The 22,620-nt window shown below is 63.9% G+C and carries 20 protein-coding genes and 1 pseudogene; 13 read left to right on the plus strand and 8 right to left on the minus strand.

Translation table 11 applies throughout. From position 1 onward, the window contains the following. The first annotated feature begins 51 nt into the window (after positions 1 to 51). Genes N539_RS16090 through N539_RS16105 form a run of 7 tightly spaced genes read left to right on the plus strand, consistent with a single transcriptional unit; the run spans position 52 to position 7,694 of the window. Positions 52 to 786, plus strand: coding sequence for a TylF/MycF/NovP-related O-methyltransferase (locus N539_RS16090; protein WP_051531632.1), 735 nt, complete (start codon positions 52 to 54; stop codon positions 784 to 786). Further along, entirely contained in the window at positions 783 to 2,357 is a 1,575-nt protein-coding gene (locus N539_RS18760) for an O-antigen polymerase (protein WP_028969859.1), read from the plus strand. Before N539_RS16090 ends, N539_RS18760 begins: the two co-directional genes overlap by 4 nt. Next, entirely contained in the window at positions 2,354 to 3,541 is a 1,188-nt protein-coding gene (locus tag N539_RS18765) for a glycosyltransferase (protein WP_028969860.1), read from the plus strand. Before N539_RS18760 ends, N539_RS18765 begins: the two co-directional genes overlap by 4 nt. After that, positions 3,538 to 4,665, plus strand: coding sequence for a glycosyltransferase family 4 protein (locus N539_RS16095; protein ID WP_051531633.1), 1,128 nt, complete (start codon positions 3,538 to 3,540; stop codon positions 4,663 to 4,665). The genes N539_RS18765 and N539_RS16095 overlap by 4 nt, the downstream gene beginning before the upstream one ends. Next, positions 4,665 to 5,984 (plus strand): lipopolysaccharide biosynthesis protein, encoded by a 1,320-nt coding sequence (locus N539_RS0108075; protein WP_028969861.1) that lies wholly within the window; start codon positions 4,665 to 4,667, stop codon positions 5,982 to 5,984. The genes N539_RS16095 and N539_RS0108075 overlap by 1 nt, the downstream gene beginning before the upstream one ends. Next, positions 5,974 to 6,690, plus strand: a complete 717-nt coding sequence (locus tag N539_RS16100) for a hypothetical protein (protein ID WP_051531634.1) — start codon at positions 5,974 to 5,976, stop codon at positions 6,688 to 6,690. The genes N539_RS0108075 and N539_RS16100 overlap by 11 nt, the downstream gene beginning before the upstream one ends. Further along, the gene (locus N539_RS16105) at positions 6,687 to 7,694 is read left to right on the plus strand and encodes a class I SAM-dependent methyltransferase (protein WP_081774263.1); all 1,008 of its coding nucleotides are present in this window, start codon (positions 6,687 to 6,689) and stop codon (positions 7,692 to 7,694) included. The genes N539_RS16100 and N539_RS16105 overlap by 4 nt, the downstream gene beginning before the upstream one ends. Here the strand turns inward: N539_RS16105 and N539_RS0108090 are convergent. The 4 genes from N539_RS0108090 to N539_RS0108105 form a co-directional block, all read right to left on the minus strand. Beyond that, complete coding sequence (locus N539_RS0108090; RefSeq protein ID WP_051531636.1) at positions 7,675 to 8,397, minus strand: class I SAM-dependent methyltransferase; 723 nt, start codon at positions 8,395 to 8,397, stop codon at positions 7,675 to 7,677. The genes N539_RS16105 and N539_RS0108090 overlap by 20 nt on opposite strands. Then, the gene (locus N539_RS0108095; RefSeq protein ID WP_028969863.1) at positions 8,394 to 9,827 is read right to left on the minus strand and encodes a hypothetical protein; all 1,434 of its coding nucleotides are present in this window, start codon (positions 9,825 to 9,827) and stop codon (positions 8,394 to 8,396) included. Before N539_RS0108095 ends, N539_RS0108090 begins: the two co-directional genes overlap by 4 nt. Further along, the gene (locus N539_RS16110; RefSeq protein WP_051531637.1) at positions 9,828 to 11,039 is read right to left on the minus strand and encodes a glycosyltransferase family 4 protein; all 1,212 of its coding nucleotides are present in this window, start codon (positions 11,037 to 11,039) and stop codon (positions 9,828 to 9,830) included. Between the two features lie 92 nt (positions 11,040 to 11,131). Continuing rightward, positions 11,132 to 12,313, minus strand: coding sequence for a glycosyltransferase family 4 protein (locus N539_RS0108105; RefSeq protein ID WP_081774264.1), 1,182 nt, complete (start codon positions 12,311 to 12,313; stop codon positions 11,132 to 11,134). A 61-nt stretch (positions 12,314 to 12,374) separates the two neighbouring features. Between N539_RS0108105 and N539_RS0108110 the strand changes: the two genes are divergently transcribed. Then, positions 12,375 to 13,553, plus strand: coding sequence for a DegT/DnrJ/EryC1/StrS family aminotransferase (locus tag N539_RS0108110; RefSeq protein WP_028969865.1), 1,179 nt, complete (start codon positions 12,375 to 12,377; stop codon positions 13,551 to 13,553). On the opposite strand, the gene N539_RS0108115 is transcribed toward N539_RS0108110, so the two are convergent. After that, the gene (locus tag N539_RS0108115) at positions 13,550 to 14,197 is read right to left on the minus strand and encodes an acetyltransferase (RefSeq protein ID WP_028969866.1); all 648 of its coding nucleotides are present in this window, start codon (positions 14,195 to 14,197) and stop codon (positions 13,550 to 13,552) included. The genes N539_RS0108110 and N539_RS0108115 overlap by 4 nt on opposite strands. Continuing rightward, entirely contained in the window at positions 14,194 to 14,994 is an 801-nt protein-coding gene (locus tag N539_RS0108120; RefSeq protein ID WP_331280081.1) for a sugar transferase, read from the minus strand. Before N539_RS0108120 ends, N539_RS0108115 begins: the two co-directional genes overlap by 4 nt. A 78-nt stretch (positions 14,995 to 15,072) precedes the next feature. On the opposite strand from N539_RS0108120, the gene N539_RS0108125 reads away from it, so the two are divergent. From N539_RS0108125 to N539_RS16120, 5 genes are all read left to right on the plus strand, one after another. Next, positions 15,073 to 15,777 (plus strand): polysaccharide biosynthesis/export family protein, encoded by a 705-nt coding sequence (locus N539_RS0108125; protein WP_197018379.1) that lies wholly within the window; start codon positions 15,073 to 15,075, stop codon positions 15,775 to 15,777. A gap of 15 nt (positions 15,778 to 15,792) precedes the next feature. Continuing rightward, entirely contained in the window at positions 15,793 to 18,051 is a 2,259-nt protein-coding gene (locus tag N539_RS16115; protein WP_051531639.1) for a GumC family protein, read from the plus strand. A 178-nt stretch (positions 18,052 to 18,229) separates the two neighbouring features. Further along, a complete protein-coding gene (locus N539_RS0108135) occupies positions 18,230 to 18,604 on the plus strand; it encodes a PilZ domain-containing protein (protein WP_156029834.1) in 375 nt (124 codons plus the stop codon). Between the two features lie 270 nt (positions 18,605 to 18,874). After that, entirely contained in the window at positions 18,875 to 20,635 is a 1,761-nt protein-coding gene (locus tag N539_RS0108140; protein WP_028969870.1) for a recombinase family protein, read from the plus strand. A gap of 469 nt (positions 20,636 to 21,104) precedes the next feature. Next, positions 21,105 to 21,740, plus strand: coding sequence for a PilZ domain-containing protein (locus N539_RS16120; RefSeq protein ID WP_197018381.1), 636 nt, complete (start codon positions 21,105 to 21,107; stop codon positions 21,738 to 21,740). Positions 21,741 to 21,840: 100 nt separating this feature from the next. Here N539_RS16120 and N539_RS0108150 read toward each other — a convergent pair whose 3' ends face one another. Continuing rightward, the gene (locus tag N539_RS0108150; protein WP_028969871.1) at positions 21,841 to 22,242 is read right to left on the minus strand and encodes a hypothetical protein; all 402 of its coding nucleotides are present in this window, start codon (positions 22,240 to 22,242) and stop codon (positions 21,841 to 21,843) included. 39 nt (positions 22,243 to 22,281) lie between these two features. Then, positions 22,282 to 22,620 (minus strand): annotated as a pseudogene (locus N539_RS0108155) (hypothetical protein); the annotation flags it as partial.

The raw sequence follows: 22,620 nt of genomic DNA on the forward strand, positions 1-22,620 counted from the left end.
ACAGAGCTTGCGACTTTTTCGCGTCATTTGAAGCTTGTGAGCCCCTAGCGCATGCGTGCCTATCTCGCCCGCTATCTTACCGCGCTCGGGGCCAAGCTCAGCGGAACTCCGCTGATCCCGGAGCTTGGCGCTTCCGACAGAGCGCTGCTTGGAGCGGTCGAGGGCCTCTCCATGACCTCGCCGATTGCGCAATGGGAGCTGATCCAGGCGATCCGCCATATCGAAGCGAACGGAATCTTGGGCGATATTGTCGAGTGCGGAGTGTGGCGCGGCGGCAATCTCGTCCTTGCGGGATTGCTCAGGAAAGAGCTCGGGTTCGAGCGCGCAATCTGGGCGTTCGATACCTTTTCCGGAATGACGGCGCCGACCGCAGCGGACTTCAAGCCAGCGGAATCCTTCGACGTTCCCAGGAAGCACGCAAAGCTCCAGCGCCGCGACCGCAACCAATGGTGCCTGGCGTCCGAGGCGGAGGTCCTTGGAAACTTCAAGGCGCGCGTCGGAAATGACCGTCTCAAGATGATCAAGGGCCCAGTCGAAGAGACGCTTGGGCATCCCGAAAATCTGCCTGGCAGGATCGCCATCCTCCGCCTCGACACCGATTTTTACGAAAGCACCAAAACGGAGCTTGAAGCGCTCTATCCCAGGCTCTCCAGTGGAGGCGTCCTGATCATCGACGATTATGGCGAATGGGCTGGAGCGCGCAAAGCCGTCGACGAATATTTCGCGGAGCAAAAACCCTGGCTCCATTATGTGACTCACACCGTGCGCCTGATGATAAAGCCATGAGCGAGGCTCCAATGCCGCATGAAGCGGGCCCGCCCCCCTCGACAAGCGCCGGCCGGGCGCCGCCGGCGGTGCCGCGCGTGTTCCAAGCCCTGCTCATCGCCTACATTTTGCTGACCGGCGAGCTGGTCCGCGGCCTGCAAGCGGCGCTGTTCGGCCTGCAAGGCGGCGGCGATGCGGCATTCACCATTGCCATCCTGCTTGCGATCGCGGTCGACATTGCCCGGATCGCGCCGCTCGTCGCTTATGCGCGCCATCCGTTGGGCATCCTTCATCCGCTGATCCTGACGGTCCTGCTATGGCCGCTCCTCGTCGCCATGCCGCGCACCATCGACGAGCTGGGCGGTCTTGGCGGACTTCTCTTGGGCGAGCAGGTGACGCCGCCTTATTATGCTGGCCTGGGTTGGGCGCCCGGCCCCGATATCTGGGTGGCAGTTGCCTGGTCGAACCTTTGCGCGCTCCTTGCGCTGCTCGCGACCTATGCGGGCTTCGCCTTCGCACGCGAGCGGACGCCCCCCAACGATCAACTGTGGCGACCCCGCATCGCGTTCGACGGCAAGCGCCTGCGCGCGCTCGCGGTCGGGCTCATTGCGGCCAGCCTTGCCATCCTCCTCCTTCTGATTGCGATGCGGGGCGGGCTTGCCCTCCACTTCGCCGACATGGCGCGCGGCCGGTTCCGCTCGATGGCCGGCCTTGGCCCGCTGGTGGCGGCGGTCGATCTTGGCCTGGTTGCGATCATCGTGTGGGTCGCCGCCCGACCCGAGGATGCGCGACGGCCCTTGTTCATCGTCTCGATGCTGCTCGTCGCGGCGGCGCAATTCATGAGCAATGGGGCGCGCAGCGCTGCGTTTGCCGCGTTCATCATGGTCGGCCTCGCGTGGGCGTTGAGGACGCGCCGGATCCCGTGGCGGCTGGCGCTGATCATGGTCCCGGCCTTCTTCCTTGCGTTCGGCGCGCTCAACATCATCCGCACCGCCGGCTTCGGCGGCGAAGGCGCCGGGCAAGCGATCGAGGCGGCCGATACGAGCGACATGCTAAGCCGCGTCGAAGAGGAGATCGAGCTCCGCCGCTCGCTCGAGTCGACCGTTCCGGTCATCTCGCAAGGCCAGGAGCTCATGGGCGGCCCGCTCCTCGGCAGTTCTTACGCCGCCGCCGTCTTCGCGTTTGTTCCGCGTTGGATCTGGCCGGAAAAGCCGCGCGGCGCGGGCTCGCTCTATGCGCAGAATTTCCTGGGCGAGGTCCGCGAAGGTCTGACGGTGCCTGTCAACTCCGTGGCCGAAGCCCACTGGAATTTCGGGATCCTCGGCGTGATCCTCTTGTTCCTGCTCTATGGCGCGATCATTCGCCGGGCCCATCATTTCTATATCGTGCGCCACGACAATCCGTTCGCGATCGCGGCATTCGTGCTGTTCGTCACCGCCTTCCATCTGTCGACCGACGACCTTGTGCTGTTCCAGCAGCAAACTGCGTTGCTATTGCTCACCCTCGGACTGGCGATCCCTTTCGCAGCGCGGGCGCGTCGGGCACCGGAGATACGGCCGGCGACGCCAAGCCGTATCGTGGGACCGGCGTGAGCAGAACGCCCGCGCCAGCTAACGGGGGCAGCGTCGCGGATGCGGCGAAGCCCAGGGTCCTCCACGTCCTCAAGAGCCTCCCGCTGGGCGGGATCGAGAGCTGGCTGATGCATGTGCTGCGGCACGATCGCGCGTCCGTTGTCGCCCACGAGCTCTTGCTGATGGTCGAGAAACCAGGCGCCTATGAGGCAGAAGCGCGGTCGCTCGGGGTCCGGATCCACAAGGTCGTGAAGGGGCGAAGCTGGTTCTCCTGGCTTCCCCGCTTTTATCACTTCCTGAGGCGTGAAGGGCCCTTTGCCGCCGTTCATTCCCATTCGTCGCGCATTGGCGGAGCAATCCTTGCCGTCGCAGCGCTTGCCCGTGTCCCGGCCCGCATCGCCCATCAGCACGATGCGCGAAGCGCCGGCCCTGATTTCACGGGCGGCCGGGAAGCGTTCCTCCGGCGCGCGAATATGGTCCTCACGAAATTGACGGCAACGCGCCGCATCGGGATTACCGAGACCGCGATCGAGGACATCGCCGGCCCCGGGTGGCAGAGGCATAAGGATTGCTCGATCCTTCTTTACGGATTCGATTTTTCAAGCTTCGACGGCGCCGAAGCCCGCGCCGCGGCGCTTCGCCGGAGTCTCGACCTTCGGCCGGGGAACCGGGTCGTCGGGCATGTCGGGCGTTTCGATCCGGTCAAGAACCACGACTTCCTCCTCAAGGTCTTCGCGCGCCTCGCGCGTGCAGATCCCGAGGCGCGGCTGGTGATGGTTGGGCGGGGTTCACTCGAGCCGGAGGTACGCAAGCTCGGCGAAGCGCTGGGCGTCGCCGACCGGCTTCGGTTCGCCGGATCGACCCGGGATATTGCGGCCTATATGGCTCTGTTCGATCTTTTCCTCTTCCCATCGTTCAGCGAGGGCCTTGGCATCGTTTGCGTCGAAGCGCAGGCGGCTGGAACGCCGGTCCTCGCATCCGATACGGTGCCGCGGGAGGCGGCGGTGGTGAAGGAGGGTTTCCATGTCCTCCCGCTCGGGGCGGGCGAAGACCTTTGGGCAAGGCGCAGCGCCGAGCTCCTCGCAATGCCGAAGAGTGATGCGCAAGCGTGGCGCAATCAGGTCGACCAAAGCGCCTTCGGCATCGAGCGCTGCGTCCGCGACCTCCACGGCGTCTATCGCGAAGAGCTTGCGCTCAAGGGATGAAGGAGCCGGTCCTGTTTCTCATTCTCCAGGGCGAGGCTCGCGCCAACGGGGGCCTTGAGAGCATTTCGCAAGTGATGGCGCGGCTCAAGCACTACCGGCCAATCGTGCTCACCAACCTTGAGACTTCATTCTCGCACAGGTGGCGCGAGGCGGGGATCGAGGTCCATGTCGTTGCCGAGCAGGCCTCGCAAGGATTGTTGCGCAACCCCGCGGCGATCTTGTCGACCTATCGCCGCTACCATCGGCAAGTGTGGACCATCCTTCAAGCGAGCGGCGCGCGCATCGTTCACTTCAATGACCCGCTGGCGTTCCAGCTCGGGCTCTTGCCGGCAAAGCTCTGCGGCGCCGCTCTTGTCCTCAACCTTCGCGACACGCTCGAACCGGCAAGGAAGCCACCAAGACTCAGATACCGCCTGATCTTCGCTGCGGCCGATCATGTCCTTTATCTGTCGGAAGACATGGCGGAACGCTGGCGCGGAATCGCTCCCAACGCCGCTTCATCGTTCAGCGTCACATATTCCATCGTCGATCCTGAGCGTTTTGCGCCGGCGCCGGCCGGGGAGCGTGACGACCCGCCGGTGGTCCTCGTGCCCTCGATATTCTGGCCCAAGAAAGGCCAGCTCGAATTTATCCGACACGCCGTTCCAGCACTGGCGAGCCGCGGCATCGAGACCTGGTTTGCGGGCGATTTTGAGCCCGCGACAGAGCCTTATGCAAGGAAGTGCGCCGTCGCCGCGGCGCCTTTTTCAGGTCATGTCCGCTTCCTTGGTTATCAGGCCGGCATGGCCGATCTTTATGCGCGTGCGGCCGTCATTGCCGTCCCCTCGCGCCATGAAGGCCTCATGCGCGGAATGATTGAGGCGATGAGCTGCGGGCGGGCTGTGGTCAGCTTCGATGTCTGCTCGGCCCGCGAGCTCCTCGAAGAAAAGTCGCGGGGTGCGGGCGAGGTCGTAAACCAGGGGAATTATGCGGGGATGGCCGAAGCGCTCATCCGCTTCGCGATGGATCCCCTCGCCCGGGCAGCTGCGGGCGCTGCGGGAGTCGCCGCGGCGCGGGAGCTGTTCGATCCCGACAGGGTCATCGAGCGCCATGAGCGCGCTTACCGCCATTCGAGGGACCGTTGATGCCCGGCGAGGTCCGCTCCCCCTCGAACCTTGATGACGGCTCAATCTATCGCCGCCTTGTCCGCAATTTCGCCTATCTTGGAACCGGGACGATCGCCTCGGCGATGTTCATGATGCTCGCACTCGTCTTGAGCGCTCGAGCACTCTCCCCGGCCGCGTTCGGCGTTCTCATCCTTTTCCAGTCGGCAACCCTCATGGTCGCGGCATTCATGTCGTTCGCAACCCAGCAACCAATCCTGAAGCTTGGCGCAACAGCCTTGGCCGACGGCGACAAGGCGCGATTGGGGCGGATCATCGGGCTTGGGCTATTGTTGGATGCGCTTGCAGCGCTTGCCGCCGCGATTGGCTCCTTCGCCTTTCTGGCCCTTGCTGGGCCGTGGCTCGCGATCGAGCTCGAGCAGTGGCAGAACGCAGCTCCTTTCGCCGCCTCGCTGCTGTTTAGCGGCTATCTGACGGCCAACGGCATCTTCCGGCTGCTGGACCGGTTCGGCCTCTTGAGCCTCATTCAGGCGGGGTGCGCGGCCGCGCTGTTGGGCGCGATGGCTTGCCTCACGGCGACCCGTGCGCCGTTCGGGGCTTATTGCTGGACCTGGGCGATCTTTTACGTGCTCAATAGCCAGCTTCCGCTGATTGCGGCGCTCCACCTCGCACGCCGGGCTCGAATTCCGGTGGCGCTCCACTTAGGCCGGATGAAGCCCGGCGAAGTCAGAACCTTCCTTGCTTATTGCTGGACGACCTGGGGCATGGCCAGCATCGAGGCCATTCGCATCAACGGCGATTCCCTCCTCGTCGGGGCCGCAGTTTCGATCGAAGCGGCGGGCGCCTATAATGTCGCAAAGCAACTCGCCGGCGTCCTTCGCAAGTTCAACGCGGTCTATGCCTCGGCCGCCTTCCCCGAAATCTCGGCCATGTCCGCTCATGGCGAGGAAGATGGAGCAAGGCGGATCCGCCGGCGGATCTTGCGGCTGAGCGCAGCCCTCGGGACCATTGCCGTAGTCGCTGCCTTGCTCCTTGGCCGGCCGGCCTTGAGATTATTGTTCGGTGTCCATTTCGAAAGCGCCTGGATGCCGCTGGTGATTCTGACCGGGGCCGCCGCGGCGCAGCTCGTCAGCCACACGCTTTCCATGTACGTCCAGGTGGCAATCGGGCCCAAACATTTGTTTCACCTCTATGTCCTCGCGCTTCTTCCCTTCCTCATCGCCGTCGTCCCACTAACGTGGGCGCTGACTACGACCGGAACCGCGCTTGCCCAGCTCCTGTTCGCCCTGCTCTTGATCTTCCATTGCCAGCGGGCGCTAGGGGCTCGCGATGCGCAATGACGAAGCTGAAACGCTCGCCCGCTGGATCCGCGACCTCGGACTTCCTCCAGGCGCCGTCTGCCTCAACATCGGCTCTTCGACGAGGATGTTCCGGGAGGAGCAGCAACCGCATATTGCCCAGCGGCTGATAAGGCCGCTCGAGGCCGAGGGCATGCGGTTCGTCCATTGCGACATGAAGAGCGCCGAGGGCGTCGATGAAGTGGGCGACCTACTCGATCCCGCCTTTCGCGAGCGTCTCCGGGAATATCGAGCCTCGCTTCTCTTGTGCAGCAACCTTTTGGAGCATCTCGCCGAGCCTGCGCCCTTCGCCCGAGCTTGCGCCGACCTTGCAGAGGATGGCGGCTTCGGCATCTTCTCCGTCCCATCATCCTATCCCTATCATCCCGACCCGATCGACACGATGCTCCGTCTCAACCCCGAAGAGCTTGCCGCCATGCTGCCCGATTGGACGGTCGTCCGATCCGCCGAGATCGAGGCGGGCAGCTATTGGCGCGACCTTGGCGAAACCGGCGCGCGCTGGTCTCGACTCTTCCGCCAGGCGGCGCGGGTTGCAGTTCCGCTCTACCGGCCGGGCCAGTGGAGGGCCAACGCGAGCCGGCTCCTATGGCTCTTCCGGTCCTATCGGGTCAGCCTGGTTCTGCTCCGCAAGCCGACACGGCGTTCGCCTCAGAAGCCGCGCGACAGCCGGGCGACGGTCCGGCCATGACGAGCCCGCCGGAGGCGAGCCCTGCGAACCTCGTGCCGCCCGATTCCATTCTCGCGGACTTCGTCTGCCCACGCTGCCGCGCGCCGCTCGAGGCCTCCCGGATAGGTCTTTGCTGCACCGACTGCCTGCACAACTATCCGATGATCGAGGGCCAGCCGGTGCTGGTCGACTTCGCGACCAGCATCCTTGACGAGGACGAAGTCAGGGCCAGCGGCGGCGCGAGCAACATTCGAAGAGGAAGCGGCGGCCTCAAGCGCCGCCTTGTCCAAGCCCTGCTGCCGCAAAACCGGCGTGCCGAAACCAACGCGCAAGCGTTCCTGAAGCTTGCTGGCCGGCTCGCCGCGAAGCCCCGCATCCTGATCGTCGGAGGTGGATCGCAGGGCGAGGGCACCGCCTCGCTCTACGCGGCCAGGAACATCGAGCTGATTGCGTTCGACATCTATGCATCGACGCTTACCCAATTCATCGCCGATGCGCACCGGATCCCGCTCGCCGACGCAAGCGTCGATGCGGTCTGGATCCAGGCCGTGTTGGAGCATGTTCTCGATCCCTGGGCCGTCGTTGGGGAGATCGATCGCGTGCTGAAGCCCGCTGGCATTGTCTATGCCGAAACGCCGTTCCTGCAGCACGTCCATGAAGGCGCCTATGACTTCACGCGTTTCACCGAGAGCGGGCATCGCTGGTTGTTCAGAAAGTTTGAGCTGATCGATTCAGGAGTCGTCCTCGGCGCCGCGAGCCAGCTCTTGTGGTCGATCGAGCATGTGGTTCGCGGCGTTACACGCTCGGTCGGCGCAGGCATCGCCGCGAAGATGGCCTTCTTCTGGCTCCGCTATCTCGACCGGCTCATCCCGCCTGCATATGCGAGCGACGCGGCATCGGCGGTCTTCTTCCTCGGTCGCAAGAGCGGGCAGCCGATCGGGCCCAGGGACATGCTTTCCTTTTACAGAGGCGCGCATCCCCGGCGGGCCAGCCAACGGGACAAGCTCACCTCGCCAGGACCATGAGCGAATAGCCGCCAAGCAGACGCGCGGACAAATCCTCGCTGAAGAGTTGGACGAGCCTTCTTGGAACATTGGCGATTTTCGTCTTGAGGCCCTTGCCGGGAAGCTCCTGGGAGCTTCTCGTATAGGTCCAGTCGAGGATCTCATACCCACAGTCGCGAAGGGTCGCGAGGGCGGTATATTTGAAGAAATAGTGGAGATGGCCGGTCTGGTTGCGGAGGATCGGGTAGCTGGTGGCGCGAAGCAGCGCCTGGACCGAAAGGTCCAGAGGGATATGGAACAGCGTATGGCCCCCTTTGCCTTTCAACTCCCGGAGGAAGCCGAGATAATCGGGAACATGCTCGAAGACATCGATCGCCATTACAAGGTCGAACGGGCCGGCGCTGGCGCTGATCAGGTTTTCGAGCCTGAACTCGAGGCCTTCGGCCTGCTTGGCCGAGCATATCGCATAGGCCTGGGACGAAATTTCAAAACCGGTGATCTGCGCGCGCGGCCGCCGCGCCTTCAACTCGACCAGAAGCTCGCCCGACCCGCATCCGATTTCGGCGATCGTCATGGGTTCAAGCCCGTTACGCTTAAGGATGGCGTCGATCCAGCGCGCCTTCATCGCCCCATGTTCGGCGTGCCAACCGGGATTGTGAGCGAGATAGGAGCCGTCTGAATAACGCTGGCTGAGGTCCACGATCAATCCTGATCCCGCGCTCATGGGCGGCGCCCGCCGGCTAGAGCATGGCCGCCAAAGCGCGGCAAGATGGGCGAATCGACCCGAATGTCGCCAAGCCGCAACCTAGACTCGCTCCAAATCCCGCCGCCGCCGACGGAGGCCGGCGGATGCAAGCCGACGCGCGACAGGTGCGCGCGCCGGAGCGTTATGGCATCGTCAAGGCCTGCACCGATGTAGACGCCACCGAACCGCGAACCGCGCCCCTCGACATCAAGGGCGATGTTGCGCATCGACCCGGCCCGCGGGTCGGTCTTTTCGATCCGGACAATGTGATCGACCGGATAACCCGGAGCCTCCGGCCCGTGCGGCGCCCCGGCATAAGGATCGGTGAACCGCATTTGAAGGTCGACGCCGTCAAATCGCGCGTCCGCTCGATCGAGCAGCGACAGGTCGATCGCCGCCGTCGGCTGCACGCCCTGGTTTTTGGCCCTCGCCCGCACCTCGAGCAGTTTTCCCGTGACGTTCCGGATCGTCGCTCCGCGCGCCGCGATCATTCGTACCCCGCAGGTGAAGCGCTCGCCCCGTTCGTCGGTCAGCCGAAGCCGCTCGAGGCGCACATCCTCGATCAAGCCATTGCGCCAGTCGTAGATGAGCGCCCCCGGCTTGAAAAAGACCAGCGAACCGCAGCTTTTGGCTTCGACGTCGCTGATTGCAACGTTGCGGAGATAAATGTGGCTGTCGGGTAGCGCGCCCTCGGTGCCGACCTCGGACCCGAAAGAAGCGATCGCCGCGAAGCCGCGGACGATCCCGTTGCGGATCGTCAAATTGTACGTCGACCGGCCCGGCGCCTTGATCGCAAAGGCGTCGTCACCGCCGACCCGGTTGGACATGGTCGATCGGAGGTCGAACCGCTCGAACAGATGATCGTGGCCCGCAACCATGATGCCGTTCGACCCCTTGAGGGTCAGTCCGGAGAAACGGCAGTGCGAAGCCGTCTGGCGCACATAGGCCTGGTAGCCGCCGGCGATGGGGTCCTTGACCAGCGCAAGGTCCTCGAAGCTGCAGTGGCTCCCGGCGACGTCGAGCGCAAAGCTACCTGAATCCGCGCGCCGGTCGACGATTCCCAATTTCTCCACACCGCATTGCTGGCGGCCCTCGGGGATTATGATCCGGGCGTTGACGAGCAAGCCGCCTGCGCCGCGGATCGTAACGCCGTCCGCCAACCGGATCACGCCGCACTCATAAGTCCCGGGAACGAGGACGAGTCCGCCGCCTTTGGCGCTGACGGTATCGATGGCCTGCTGGATCGCGCGGCTATTGTCGTGACCGGGCTCCGCTACGGCACCGAATTCGGCGATCGAAACCTGGACCCCCCGGAACGAAGACTGCGGCGGCGCAAGCAAGGCAGTTCCGGCGAGCGCGCCGCCGCCGAAGATCAGCTCGCGCCGGTCTAGCAGAAGGAGGCCGCTCACCTAGGGATGGGCTCCCGAAGCGCGGACCATCCCTGCCAACCGGCCAAGAAATTCGGAGCGAATTCCCGCCAGCTCTCGCGGGTCGAAGGACCGTGAAGCCCGAAGGTCGTGGGCGCTCGCAAGGGCGAGCGCGCTGGGATCGTTCGCGAGCGCCCGGATTTGCCTGGCAAGGGCGGAGCTATCCCCCGGGGCATGCAGGCGATCGGCCGGAAGGAGCTCAGGAATGCCGCCTGCGGTGGAACCGATGCAGGCAAGGCCGCGGCTCATCGCTTCGATCGTCGCGCGCGGCAGCCCCTCCTGGAAAGAGGGCTGGAGATGCACGTCGATTTGATCGAGCCATTTGCGAACCCCATCGCCGGCGCTTCGAACGCCGTCGAACGAAACAAGGTCGGCAATGCCGAGATCGGCCGCAAGCCTCTTCCACTGCACGGGATCGCCGGTGCCGAGCAGGCGGTAGCGAAGGTCAAGTCCGCCGCGCCTGAGCTCGCTCAAGGCCGCCAGGGCCGTTTGGACGCCCTTCGATCGGATCCGGAGGCTCGCGACCGTTCCGAGGATCGGGCGCTCGCCCTTGGCGATGCGCTCCAGGCGCTTGCGCCGGGCGGCTTCCCGGGCCGCCGTCATCGGCGCGATCTCGACGTCCGACGCGGCATAGGCCTGTCCTCGCGTCGGATAGCGCTGCTGAAGCCAGCGCGACGTCACATAGAGCGCCAAGGGCGCGCGCTGTACGGCGTTCCGCGTCCGCCAGTAGAAAAAAGGTGCATAGAGCCGGCCGGCGAGCGAACCATGGTTTCGCATCCCGTCCCAAGCGCAGCCGACCACCTCGATCGCATAGGGCTTGCCGGCGCGCTCGCATTCGGCGGCCGCAAGGAACCCAAGTTCGCTCGGCAGGCGAATGAGCGCCGCCGAACAGCCCTCGACCGCAGCCCGGATCCGCAGCTTCAGCGCTTTCGGCCGGATCAGCTGCTCCAAATGGCTGCCGAGATTGCGGACGAGGTTGAAGGTCACCCCGGCACGGCTCGCGAGCGCCGGCTGCTGGCCTGCGGGCGGCGCACCGCCATCACGGGCAAGCACTTCGATGCATTCGAAAGTCTCGAGATATCGGGTCCAGACGTGGGCCGGGAGCGAGCCTGACGTAAACACCGATCCGGCATCGTCGACGAGGAAGCGATGGTCGTGAACGAAGAGCAGGCGCTTGGCGCGATTGCTGGGCATGGAACGTCAAACACTCCGGAGCCGGGCTCGATGCCGCATCCGCCGTCGCTCGGCAAGGCGAAGCGAAGAAAGCGAGCAGGAGGCTTTCGACCTTAGCCGAGCCTCAGGTGGCGGAGCATGTCGCGGTTGACCAGCCGGACATCAAAGCGGTCCCTGCAAATCTGGAGGCTTCGCTTTCCCATCGCCACGCGAAGCTCGGGCGCGTCAATGAGTTGGCGCATTGCCGCAGCGAGGGCAGCCATGTCGGACGGCGGAATCAGCAGGCCGTTCACGCCGTCCTCGACCGTCTGGCGGCAGCCCGGCGCAGCGCTGGTAATGACGGGACGGCCCATGGCCATGGCCTCCAGCGTGCTTCGCGGCGTTCCTTCGCGGCGCGAGGGCAGGACGAACACGCTTGCTTGGGCGATTGCCGGGCGGACATCATCGAGCGGTCCCAGATATTCAAGGCCGGCCGCCTGCCAGCGGGCAATCTCGTCGGGTGCGATTGCGCCGGGCCCGCCGTCGGCGAATCCGGCGAGCAGGAAGCGCGCCTTGCTTCCCTGGCCAAGGAGCAGCGATACAGCTTCGCCATAGTCGCGCACGCCCTTGGAGACGATCAGCCGAGCGATCATAAGGAAGACGGGGACTTTGGCGAGCGGGACCGGCGCATAATGGTCCATATCGACGCCCGAGCCATGGACCAGCCGCGCCTTGGCGGCGTCGGCGAGCCATCCTTGGGCAACGAAATCGTCGCGGTCGTCGGGATTTTGGAAGATGACGATCTCGTTTGCATCGGTCGCGGCGCGATACAGCAAGCGGGCGAAAGCCCGGACGATCCTTGGCATCATGCCCGGCGCGGCGTCGAACGCCCGTCCCACGCCGGTGACCAGCGACGCTGACGAAATGCCAAGCGTCTTCGCCGCGAGCGAGCCCCAGATGTTGGGCTTGATCGCATAGTTGAGAACGAGGCCGGGTGAGATTTCTTTCATAAGCCGCCGCATGTCGAGAAAATAGCGGACGTCGTTCACGCCGTTGGTTCCGGTCCGGTCAAGGCGGATTTCATGGGGGATGGCGCCGATTGCATGAAGCGCCGACGCGGTTTTCGATCCGATCTGCGGGGCCGAGACATGGACGGTGTGGCCACGGCCGACCAGTTCCTCGATGAGCGGCCCGCGAAAGCCGATCAGCGAGGGCGCGTAAGGGGCATTGATGAGGATCGTCTCGGGTGACGAGCGAAGCGCATTCGGCGCCGGCGCCGTGTCGATAGCGCAAATGGGATCGGTGAAATCTGGCATGGCGGCAAAACAGGAGCTAGGCACGATTGGGCTTCGCAACGGAGGATGCAAGAGGCAAGGCATGCTGAACGGCCCAGTTGCGCCCTGGCCCTCCTACAGCGAGGAAGAACTGCAGGCCGTCGCCGATGTTCTGGCCTCCGGCCGGGTCAACCGCTGGACCGGCGATGAGACGAAGGCCTTCGAGCGGGAGTTCGCCGCCTGGAATGGGTCAAGTCACGCGATCGCGCTCTTCAACGGGACGGTGGCGCTCGATCTTGCGCTCCGTGCCCTCGGCATTGGACCCGGGGATGAAGTGATCGTCACGCCAAGGAGCTTCATCGCCTCGGCGTCCTGCGTGGTCAACGTCGGCGCCATTCCCATTTTTGCGGATGTCCATCGGAACAGCGGGACCATGCACAGGGCAAGCGTCGAGCCGCTAATCAATCCGCGAACCAAGGCGATCCTGCCCGTGCATCTCGGCGGCTGGCCGTGCGACATGCGGGCGCTTCGATCGCTTGCCGATGCGAGCGGAATCGCAATCATCGAGGATTGCGCGCAGTCCGTCGGCGCTCGGATCGGAGGCCGGCAAACCGGCACCTTCGGGGAGATCGGCACCTTCTCCTTCTGCCAGGACAAGATCATCACGACCGGCGGCGAGGGCGGAATGGTCGTCACCGGGGACAAAGAGCTCTGGTCGCGCATGTGGTCCTTCAAGGATCACGGAAAGAGTTTCGAGGCAATTCAGGAGCCGTCGGCGGGACAAGCCTTCCGCTGGGTCCATGAAAGCTTCGGCACCAACTTCAGGATGCTCGAACTCCAGGCGGTCCTGGGACGCATCCAGCTCAAACGGATGGAAGACTGGACGTCCAAGCGGACCGCGCATGCAAGCGCTTACCGCGCGGCGCTGAGCAGCTTTGAACGCGCGGCGCGGGCGCCCCGCCCTCCGCCCGGCTTCACTCATGCTTATTACCGTTTCTACTTCTACGTCCGCCCGGAAGGCATGAAGCCTGGCTGGAACCGGGACCGAATCCTTGCCGAGCTCAACGCCCTGGGCCTGCCCGCCTTCCACGGAAGCTGCCCCGAAATCTATCTCGAAAAAGCGTTCGAGGGCACGGGCCTCCGTCCGCCGAGCCGCCTTGCCGTCGCGCGCGAGCTTGGCGAAACCAGCATCGCTCTGCTGACCCACCCGACGCTCACCAAGAGCGATATCGAGCGGAGCTGCGAAGCGCTGCGGCAGGTCTTCGAAAAGGCGGCGGCCTAGCCCTTCATCAAACGGGCGGGATTGCCGACCACGGTCGCGCCCGCGGGAACGTCCCTGGTGACGACCGCGCCCATGCCGACGACGGCCCCCGCCCCGATCCGCAGCGGATGGCCGGGCCTGCCCTGCCGGATCAGCGCGCCCGCGCCGAGGTAAGCTCCATCGGCGATATGGACATTGCCGTTGCAGCGGACCCCGGGGGCGAAGGTTACATAGTCGCCGATCACGCAGTCATGTTCGACCGAGGAATAAAGATTGGCGTGGAAATGCCTCCCGATCCGGATGTTGCTGGTGAAGGTCACAAAGGGCGAGATGAGGGCGCCCTCGCCGATCGCCACTTCATCCATGACAATGGCATTGGCGGCGCGAACCTCGAAGAAGGATGCGCCTGCCGCAAGGCAGCGTTCGGCGACTTCCTGCCGTTGTTGCGGCGAGGCGATCGCAAGCGCGATCCGGCGCTCCTCCGCAGGGACTGCCATGAAGCCTTCGAACGAAAGGACCTCATGGCCGTTGATCTCGATCGCGCGCACGCCGTCATCGACAAAGACCAGCCGGCTGTCGGGGCGCGCGCCGAATTGTTGGCTGGCGACGGGGAGGATCCCGCGGCCGCACCCCCCGGCGCCATAGATCCCCAACAGCAAGCTCATGACGCCTTTCCGTTCCCTTCGAACCTCGGACTTGTCGCATGGTCCCGATGACGAATTCCGGACACGCGCGCGACTCTCGAGACAGTGAGCGCGAGGATCTTGGCGTCAAGCCACAACGACCAGCGATCGACATAGTGCAGGTCGAGCGCGAATCGCTGCTGCCAAGTGAGGGCGTTGCGCCCGCTCACCTGCGCCAGGCCGGTAAGGCCGGGGCGAACATCATGGCGGCGTTGCTGTTCGGGAGAATAAAGGGGGAGATAATCCATAAGGAGGGGCCGCGGGCCGACCAGGCTCATTTCGCCTTTAAGAACATTGATGAGCTCGGGAAGCTCATCGAGGCTTGTCGCGCGAAGGAAGCGGCCCGCCCTGCCGAGGCGCTTTGCATCCTCCAGCAACGCGCCGTCGGCGTCGCGCCGGTCGGTCATCGAGCGGAACTTGACGAGATTGAACGGACGGCCGTGCAATCCCGGGCGCTTCTGCCTGAACAGGATTGGGCGGCCGACGGCTGTAAGGACGATGAGGCTGGCGAGGAGGAAGAGCGGCGAGAGGAGAATGAGGAGGAGGCCGGCAAAAAGTACGTCAACGGCCCGTTTGGGCAGGCCAAGCGCCGGGTGCCCGCGCTTTGATCGAGAAGCTTCAACCTGGGGAAGCAAGCGCTGCTGCCTGTCTTTTGCGAAAGAGAGTGGCGGAAAATGCGCCAGATAGCATGGCGGCGAAGCCTTGAGAAACGCTGCGGCCGCCCCTTCCGCCAATGCCAGCCTGCCTCGGGAAATGCCGTCCGGTCTTGATGTTCTCAAGCGAACGGCACAAAGCGCGCCGCCATGGGTTTGGCCTCTTCGGGTCGCGTGAAGCTGGGCGAGGGGAGCTCTCGTAACGTGCGCAGATTGATAACGATTGCTGTCACCCTGGGCGCACTAACGGCAGGCGGCTGCGCGTCCGATCCTGAGCTTGGCGAGGGCAGTAGCGCCGTCCGGGTGGCCGGCAGCCTTCCTCCGCCCGACGAGCCAAAGACCGCCATCGACCTCACCAATTACCGGATCGGGCCGTTGGACGTCATCCGGGTCGAAGTCTTCGGCGCGCCGGAGCTGGCCCGCGAGGCGGAGGTCGATGCCGCGGGCAATTTCTCGCTTCCGCTCGCCGGCGCCATTCAGGCCGCCGGCCGCACGCCGGCCGAGTTTTCCGAAGAGATCGCGTCCCATCTTCGCCAGCGCTACCTCAAGAACCCGCAGGTTTCGGTCAATATCGTCAAGGCGAAAAGCCGGACGTTCGCGGTCGAGGGAGCAGTGCGCGAGCCGGGTCTCTATCCGATTGTCGGCAAGTTGACCTTGCTCGAGGCGATCGCAACGGCAAGGGGCGTCGGGACGGTTGCCAATCTCAACAATGTCGTCATCTTCAGAACCGTCAACAAGCAGAAGATGGGCGCGTTGTTCAGCCTCAAGGACATTCGCGCCGGGCGCCTCCCCGACCCTGAAATCTACGCCAGCGACATCGTCGTCGTCGGGGAAAGCGCAAGCCGCCGCTTCATGAGGGACTTTGGCAACATCTTCCCGGTCTTCGGGCAATTCATTCCGGTCCTTTAGAGGATTTCTCCGAACTTGAACGAATATCTGCCGCCCCACTCGCTGCCAGCGCTTCCGCCCGAGCCGGGCGACCTTGCGCTGCCAAGCTACGGGCCATCGCCCTATCTCGGGGTGGAGGATGAGGAATCGGCCCTTCGGCGATACCTCCGCCTGCTCTACCGCTGGCGCCTGGTCATCCTCGCCATCGCCGCGCTCGGGCTTGCGGTCGGGCTTGTCATCTCGCTGCTGACCCGTCCGCAATATGCCGGCACCGCGATGGTCCAGGTCGCGCGCGATGAAGCCAAGGTCATCAACATGGGCGGCGTCGAGAACGACAATGGGGAAGCGCGCTTCGACCCGGAATTCTACCAGACTCAATATACGGTGCTCAAAAGCAGATCGCTGTCCGAGCGGGTCGTCCAGACGCTCAACCTCGCCGACAATTTCGCGTTTCTCGGCGACTTTAGCACCGGCGAGGCGGTGTTGATGCGCGGCCTTCCTCGCGACCAGCGCTATCAGCTCGCGACCAAGAAAGTGAACGAGCGGACGGTCATCACCCCCATCCGGATGTCGAGCATCATCAACGTCACCTATCAATCGCCCAGCCCCGAAATGGCGGCGGCAATCGCCAATTCGATCTCCGAAAACTTCATCCAGTCGAACCTCATGCGCCGCTACGAAGCGGCCGCTTATGCCCGGGACTTTCTTCAGAATCGCTTGAACAGCGTTCGCACTCGGCTCGAGGAATCCGAGCGCAAGGCGGTCCAGTATGCGCAGCGGCAAGGCCTCATCAAGGTCAGGAGCGGCAGCGGCGACAGCGCGAGCGAGCAGTCGATCGTCGCCAACGATCTTGCAAGCCTGAGCCAGCAGCTGACGATCGCGCGCGCGCAACGGGCCCAGGCCGAGGCGCAATATCGCTCGGGCACCGGCGGCAACATCGCCGCCCAGTCGCTTACCAATTCGGCGCTCAACGAACTTCACCAGGAAAGGGCGCAGCTCACCGGGCAGCTCAGCAAGCTCGAAAGCGATTTCGGACCCGAATATCCGAGCGTCGTCGCGCTCCGTGCGCAAATCCTCGAGCTCGACCGCCAAATCGGCCGCGAGCAGGCACGCGTCAGCACCTCGGTCACGGAAGACCTCGGAGGCCGCTACCGCCAGGCCCTTGGTGCTGAACAGGCGATCCAGGGACGGGTCGACGCCCTGAAGCTCCAGCTGCTCGGCGAGCAGGGCCGCTCGATCCAATATAATATCATCCAGCGCGACGTGGATACGAACCGCGCGCTGTATGATGCGCTGCTGCAGCGGTTCAAGGAGATCGGGATCGCCGGGGGCATCGGCACCAACAATATTTCGATCGTCGACAAGGCCTTGCCGCCCAAGCGTGCCTATAAGCCCAATATCGTCCTCAACCTGCTTCTCGGGCTCGTTCTCGGATTATTGACGGGCTGCGCGGTTGCGGTCGTCCTCGAGCATTTGAAGGAAGCCGAGCTGCTGCCTCGCGATTTCACGTCCAAGCTCGGGGTTCCTCTCCTCGGGGCGACCCCCAAGCTGTCGGGGCCAAGGGATGTCCAGAAGGCCTTGCTCGAGCCCAAGTCAGCGCTTTCGGAAGCTTATTTCTCGATCCTTACCGCCCTTCGATTCTCGACCAATCACGGCATCCCCAAAGCCTTCATGCTGACGAGTGCGCAAGCGGGCGAAGGTAAGTCGACGACAAGCCTCGCACTGGCGCTCGGGCTGTTGCGAACCGGCTCGAAGGTCCTCCTTATCGACGGGGACATGCGCAACCCTTCCCTTCACAAGACTTTCAGCCGCGAGCTGGACTCTGGCCTTAGCAATATCCTGTCCGGGGAAGGGCGGCTCGCCGACCATGTGACGGAAAGCAGCGAGCGAGGGCTTCACCTGCTTCTTGCCGGCCAGCTGCCGCCCAATCCCGCCGAGCTTCTTTCGGGAGACGGTGTTGCGCGGCTGATCGCGGAGGCGACCAAGCAATTCGACCATGTGATCATCGACGCGCCGCCGATCCTCGGGCTTGCCGATGCGCCCTTGCTGTCGCGATCGGTCGAGGCGACCGTCCTCGTCTTCGAGGCCGGACGGACCTCGGCAACGCAGGCGCGCCATGCGATCGGCCGGTTGCGCGCGGTCGGGGCGCGGATCCTCGGAGCAGTCCTTGCCAAGATCGATTTCCGCCATTCGGGCTACGGCTACGGCTACGGCTATGAATATCGCTATGGCGAAGCGCGCGGCAAGCCGGCGCTCGCCAAAGTCGTGCCAAGGTTCCTGCTCGGCAAAAGCTGAGCCGCCTTGGACGCTGGTTTGGCGCTCGCCATCGTGCCTTTGGAATCGGCAATCAGGGTTTAGTTCACGAGTAAGCATGCGCTATTTTCCGGCGAGCACCACTTTTACGGGCCAACACAAAATAGCTTTAACCCTCCTGCTGTAGAGAAGGCGATCGCAGTTGCGGGAGCAGTGGACGATGGGTGTCGCTGAACGGGGTTTCCTCAATCGAAGGCGCGCACAGCGGTTGCCAGTCCTGCTCCCCGCGTCGGTCGTGACGATGAGCGCCTATCAATATTTCGACGTCATCGACCTGTCGGCCACTGGAGCGAAGCTGCGCGGCCAAGCAGTTCCACCATTCGGACGGGCGGCTCTTTTCCGCGTCGACGGGTTTCAAACCCTATGCAAAATCGTTTGGGCGGTTGATGGACTATGCGGTGTGCACTTCGATGAACTTATTCCGATGCGGGTCCTCGAGCGTTTTCGGGAGGCTGGCACTACTGCCGAGGTCGAAATGCTCGCGCCCAGCCAAGACCAGCCTGAGACAGCCCGCGGGAACGCATCCGCCGCATGATTTGAGGTGATGCGTTCGTGCTACTCGAGGCGAAGATCGTGGCGCCAATTGCTTTTTCGCGGCGGTGTGCCTGAGGCACCGGCCGCCACCTAAAAGCCGCGCTCGACCCCTGCCGTTCATAATATCCTGGAGACTGAGGGAGCTTCCAAGAGCGGCGCCCCCGGAACGCCGATTCGTCATCGCGGATCCTTCAGATCCTACATTGTCAGACGAACAGGAATGGGGAAGAGCGCCCAATGCGGCGGGGCGTCATTCGGTGGAGACAGACCGATGGCCCGATCCTCTCTCGCGGAGCTGACCCACAACAAGCGTTGCGCGATCTACACCCGCAAGAGCACGACCCAGGGTCTGGAGCGCGAGCTCAATACGCTCGAGGCCCAGAGAGCTATCTGCTCGGCATACATCACAAGCCAGAAGCACAAGGGCTGGAACGAGCTCGCGAGACATTATGACGACGGCGGATATTCCGGTGCATCGCTTCACCGCCCCCAGCTTCAACAGCTTCTCGCCGATGTTGAACAGGGTCTCGTCGACGTGGTCGTCGTCTACAAGCTTGACCGGATGACGAGGACATTATTGGACTTCGTCCGGCTTGCGGACTTCTTCGAGCGCTATGGAGTGGTGTTCGTCTCAATCACTCAGAATTTCGATACCGCGGATTCGATGGGCCGGCTGATCCTCAATATCCTGCTGACCTTCGCGCAGTTCGAGCGCGAGATGTGCTCGGACCGGCTGCGCGACAAGGTCCGTATTGCGAAGCAGGCCGGACGGTGGGCGGGCGGACCTGCGCCAATAGGCTACGACTTGATCCGTCACCGCCTGCACGTGAACGAGACCGAGGCGGCAGTCGTCCGCCAGATGTTCCACCGATATATTGAAACCGGCAATCTGACGCTGGTCTTCAAGGAGCTGCGCGCGGCCGACACCAGGGGCAAGAAATGGAAGACCCGTGCCGGCCATGTCGCCGGCGGCCGGCCCATAACGAAAGCCCTGGTCTTCCACGTTCTCGGCAACCCGATCTACCTTGGGAAGATTCGGCACCGGAACGAGATGTACGAGGGGCTTCACGCCCCGATCGTCGACCGCGAAACCTGGGACAAGGTTCAGGAAATTCGCGCACGGCAAGCAAGAATCAAAGCGGGTCGGAACAAGGAACATATTCTCACTGACCTGCTGTTCGACTGCTTCGGACGGCCGATGAGCGTCAACCGGACTTTCATCGAAGGCCGTTCCAAGATTCCCTCGCGCACTTACGTATCCCGGCAAAGCGCCTGGGCAAAACGCCAGAACCTGAAGCGCCTCCGAGCGAGGGCCGAAGCGATCGAGGACTTGGTTGTCACGACGTTGGCAAGCTTCCTCTCCGATCGAGAGCAGATTCGCTCCATGCTTCTCTCGCTCCAGTGCCATGATGCCGATCTCGACCGCATTTCCAAGCGCTGCCAGTTCGTCGGCCACCGATTGGCGCAAACACGGCGGGACCGCCTCAGATTGGCTCTCCGCGCGCTGATCGCGCGAATAGAGCTATCGCTGGATCGCGTAAAAATTGTCATCCGTTGCGGCGAGGCTGAGCGATATTTGAAATGGGACGGCGTCGGCATCTTCAAGCCCGATCGAGGCGGCCCTCGGCCGGCCCGGACTCACCTCATCGATGTCCCTGCAACGGCCATCCAATATGGCCGGCTGCTTGCGATGCCCATCGAGGCGAGAAAGCCCAGATCGGGCCCGCACCCCGCCCCCGGCATCAAGCGGCTCATCAAGGACGCGCGTGAGTTCCAGGCGCTCGTTGACGCCGAGCGCGACAAGAGTTTGCCCGAGCTTGCCGCGGAGGTGAACCAAACAGCGCATCGGTTCGCGCGGGTGTTGCGTCTGAACTACCTTGCCCCCGACATTGTGACCGGCATTCTCGATGGTGCGATTCCTCCAGGGCTGACGCAGACCAAGCTCGTGCAAGCGCCGCTTCCGATGGACTGGGCGCTTCAACGAAAGTTGCTCGGCTTCCCCGCACGACCGCAACTTGAAGGCGGAGAATAAGGCGTCCAACCGTTGCGAAGTGCGCGACTCTCGATTGCAGCGGGGATTCAGCCGCTGAAAGCGAAAGCGCCCACCGAATGGTATCGGTGGGCGCTCCCCTCGTTTCCGCACGTAGGCGTGCGGAATGATATGATCATATTAGGAAGGTATTGCCGCCGGCTTGCCGATCGGTCCGATCCGGTGCGTTCGACGCTCCCTTCGCCGAAGCTTGCAAAATAGGATTCGCTGTCGGAAAAACCGCTTGTCAGCGGCCGAATCGCTGGAGCGGGTGCGGCTCGGGCACCCGCTCCCTCTTATTTCGGCTCTTCCTGGATGAGACGCCACAACTTGCCGGTGCGCATCGATCACGCGGCGTCGCTCGTTGCTGCTCGGTCATCTACTTCGTCAGCTCCTCCGAATGTCGGAGAAAACCCCCACTTCGGAGCGACCATTCACTCGGCCGAAGGCCTTCGTCCTTAGGACAGGCCGAATGGTGACAGCGAAACGAGCAAATGAGACGAGCGTAGTGCAAGGCGCCGACCGGCGTTCCGGCGGGCGTCAGGTCGCCGTTCTCCGCGCAGCGCTGATCGACATTTGCGGCAAGACCCATTTTTGCCGGATCGTCAATGTGTCGGCGCGAGGGCTCGAGATCAGGCTCTATCGCGCCGCCAAACGCGGCGACAAGGTCTCCCTGCGGCTCGCGAGCGACCATTGCATTTCAGGGACGGTGGCATGGTCGCGGGGCAATTGCGCGGGCATCCAGCTCGACGAGACACTCGATCTGTCGTCCTTTGGCCAAGGCGGCCTCAGCGACCCTCGACGCCGCCGGCGCATGCCGCGAACAAGCATCGATGGCTCCGTCACGCTGATCGTCGGCCATGTGAGCTACCCCGCAAGCCTGTGCGATATTTCTCCCGCCGGCGCGCGCATCCGCTTGAGCCTTTCGCTCCCGTCGTGCGGGCCGGTAATGCTTCGGCTGCCCGGCCTCGCCGCAATTGCGGCCCGCATTTGCTGGCTCGAGCGCGCCGAGGCCGGGCTCAAGTTCAATGTTCCGCTGGAAATGCAATTGCTTGAGTCCTGGCTTGGATCAAGCGAGAGTAAGCTTTGCGGCGCGGTCGTTGATTGACCCCGCAACGGATCGCTTCCGTGGCGCCTCACCGGTTTGCAGTCGTGGACCAGGGCCCACCGAAACAGGTCAGTCGCAAGCCTTCCGGAAATAATCTAGCTTATCGGCCGCGTTCGCCGCGCTGGCCCTGCGGAAGGGCGGTGTTCGTGGCCGAGGCAAGCCAAGTCGCGCTCGAGCCGCACGAGCTGGTCAGGGTCAGCGGCTGTCCCGCCTGGAACGGAGACGCGTAGGGGAAGCATTCCTGCGCCGCGCCGGTGCTGAGGCAAAGCTGGCCATTGGCCGCGCTCCACGTCCCCGCGACCGTGTTGCCGCCCGGGGTCATGATCCGCGCCGAGCCGCCCGGATCCAGATAGACGGTGTTGCTGACGCCGTTGGTGGTCACCGTGACCGGCTGACCGACGATCTCGCTGCCCGGCACCCATGCCTGCGCATAAGCAATTCCGGAAAGCGAGGTCATGAGCGCCAATGCGCCGGCAGCGCGTACCAAATACAGGCTCTTCATGACGCCTCCTTATCCTGGGCTAACCGATGACGTTCCTGATCAGGCCGGGCTGTTGGAATTGTTGTTGTTCTTGCGGACCAGGAAGTAAATGAGCGCACCCGCGGCAAGGGCGCCGAGCCCAAGCAGCAGCGGGTCGAACGCCAAGCCACCACCCGCGGCCTCGACCGGCGGAACCGGGATCGGGGCCGGCGGCACGCTTTGCGCCACCGGCGGCGCAGCGTCGGTCACCGGAAGCACGCAATTCGCGGGCGCCTGAGCAGCTGCGGCAACCGCGGCGGCACCGCACAAAGCGGCAGCCGGAGCGCCGCCGGTCATCGCCGACAATGTCGCCCACGGATTGGCAAAAACGGGGGCAGCGCTCGATGCGGCAACCGCACC

The sequence above is a fragment of the Sphingomonas sp. URHD0057 genome (genome assembly GCF_000620665.1).
In the GTDB taxonomy this organism is placed as follows: Bacteria; Pseudomonadota; Alphaproteobacteria; order Sphingomonadales; family Sphingomonadaceae; genus Sphingomicrobium.

Coding starts and splice junctions, on each gene's coding strand:
- N539_RS16090 (WP_051531632.1), top strand. CDS start 52: ATGCGTGCCTATCTCGCCCGCTATCTTACCGCGCTCGGGGCCAAGCTC.
- N539_RS18760 (WP_028969859.1), top strand. CDS start 783: ATGAGCGAGGCTCCAATGCCGCATGAAGCGGGCCCGCCCCCCTCGACA.
- N539_RS16095 (WP_051531633.1), top strand. CDS start 3,538: ATGAAGGAGCCGGTCCTGTTTCTCATTCTCCAGGGCGAGGCTCGCGCC.
- N539_RS0108075 (WP_028969861.1), top strand. CDS start 4,665: ATGCCCGGCGAGGTCCGCTCCCCCTCGAACCTTGATGACGGCTCAATC.
- N539_RS16100 (WP_051531634.1), top strand. CDS start 5,974: ATGCGCAATGACGAAGCTGAAACGCTCGCCCGCTGGATCCGCGACCTC.
- N539_RS16105 (WP_081774263.1), top strand. CDS start 6,687: ATGACGAGCCCGCCGGAGGCGAGCCCTGCGAACCTCGTGCCGCCCGAT.
- N539_RS0108090 (WP_051531636.1), bottom strand. CDS start 8,397: ATGAGCGCGGGATCAGGATTGATCGTGGACCTCAGCCAGCGTTATTCA.
- N539_RS16110 (WP_051531637.1), bottom strand. CDS start 11,039: ATGCCCAGCAATCGCGCCAAGCGCCTGCTCTTCGTTCACGACCATCGC.
- N539_RS0108105 (WP_081774264.1), bottom strand. CDS start 12,313: ATGCCAGATTTCACCGATCCCATTTGCGCTATCGACACGGCGCCGGCG.
- N539_RS0108110 (WP_028969865.1), top strand. CDS start 12,375: ATGCTGAACGGCCCAGTTGCGCCCTGGCCCTCCTACAGCGAGGAAGAA.
- N539_RS0108115 (WP_028969866.1), bottom strand. CDS start 14,197: ATGAGCTTGCTGTTGGGGATCTATGGCGCCGGGGGGTGCGGCCGCGGG.
- N539_RS0108135 (WP_156029834.1), top strand. CDS start 18,230: ATGGGTGTCGCTGAACGGGGTTTCCTCAATCGAAGGCGCGCACAGCGG.
- N539_RS0108140 (WP_028969870.1), top strand. CDS start 18,875: ATGGCCCGATCCTCTCTCGCGGAGCTGACCCACAACAAGCGTTGCGCG.
- N539_RS16120 (WP_197018381.1), top strand. CDS start 21,105: ATGGTGACAGCGAAACGAGCAAATGAGACGAGCGTAGTGCAAGGCGCC.
- N539_RS0108150 (WP_028969871.1), bottom strand. CDS start 22,242: ATGAAGAGCCTGTATTTGGTACGCGCTGCCGGCGCATTGGCGCTCATG.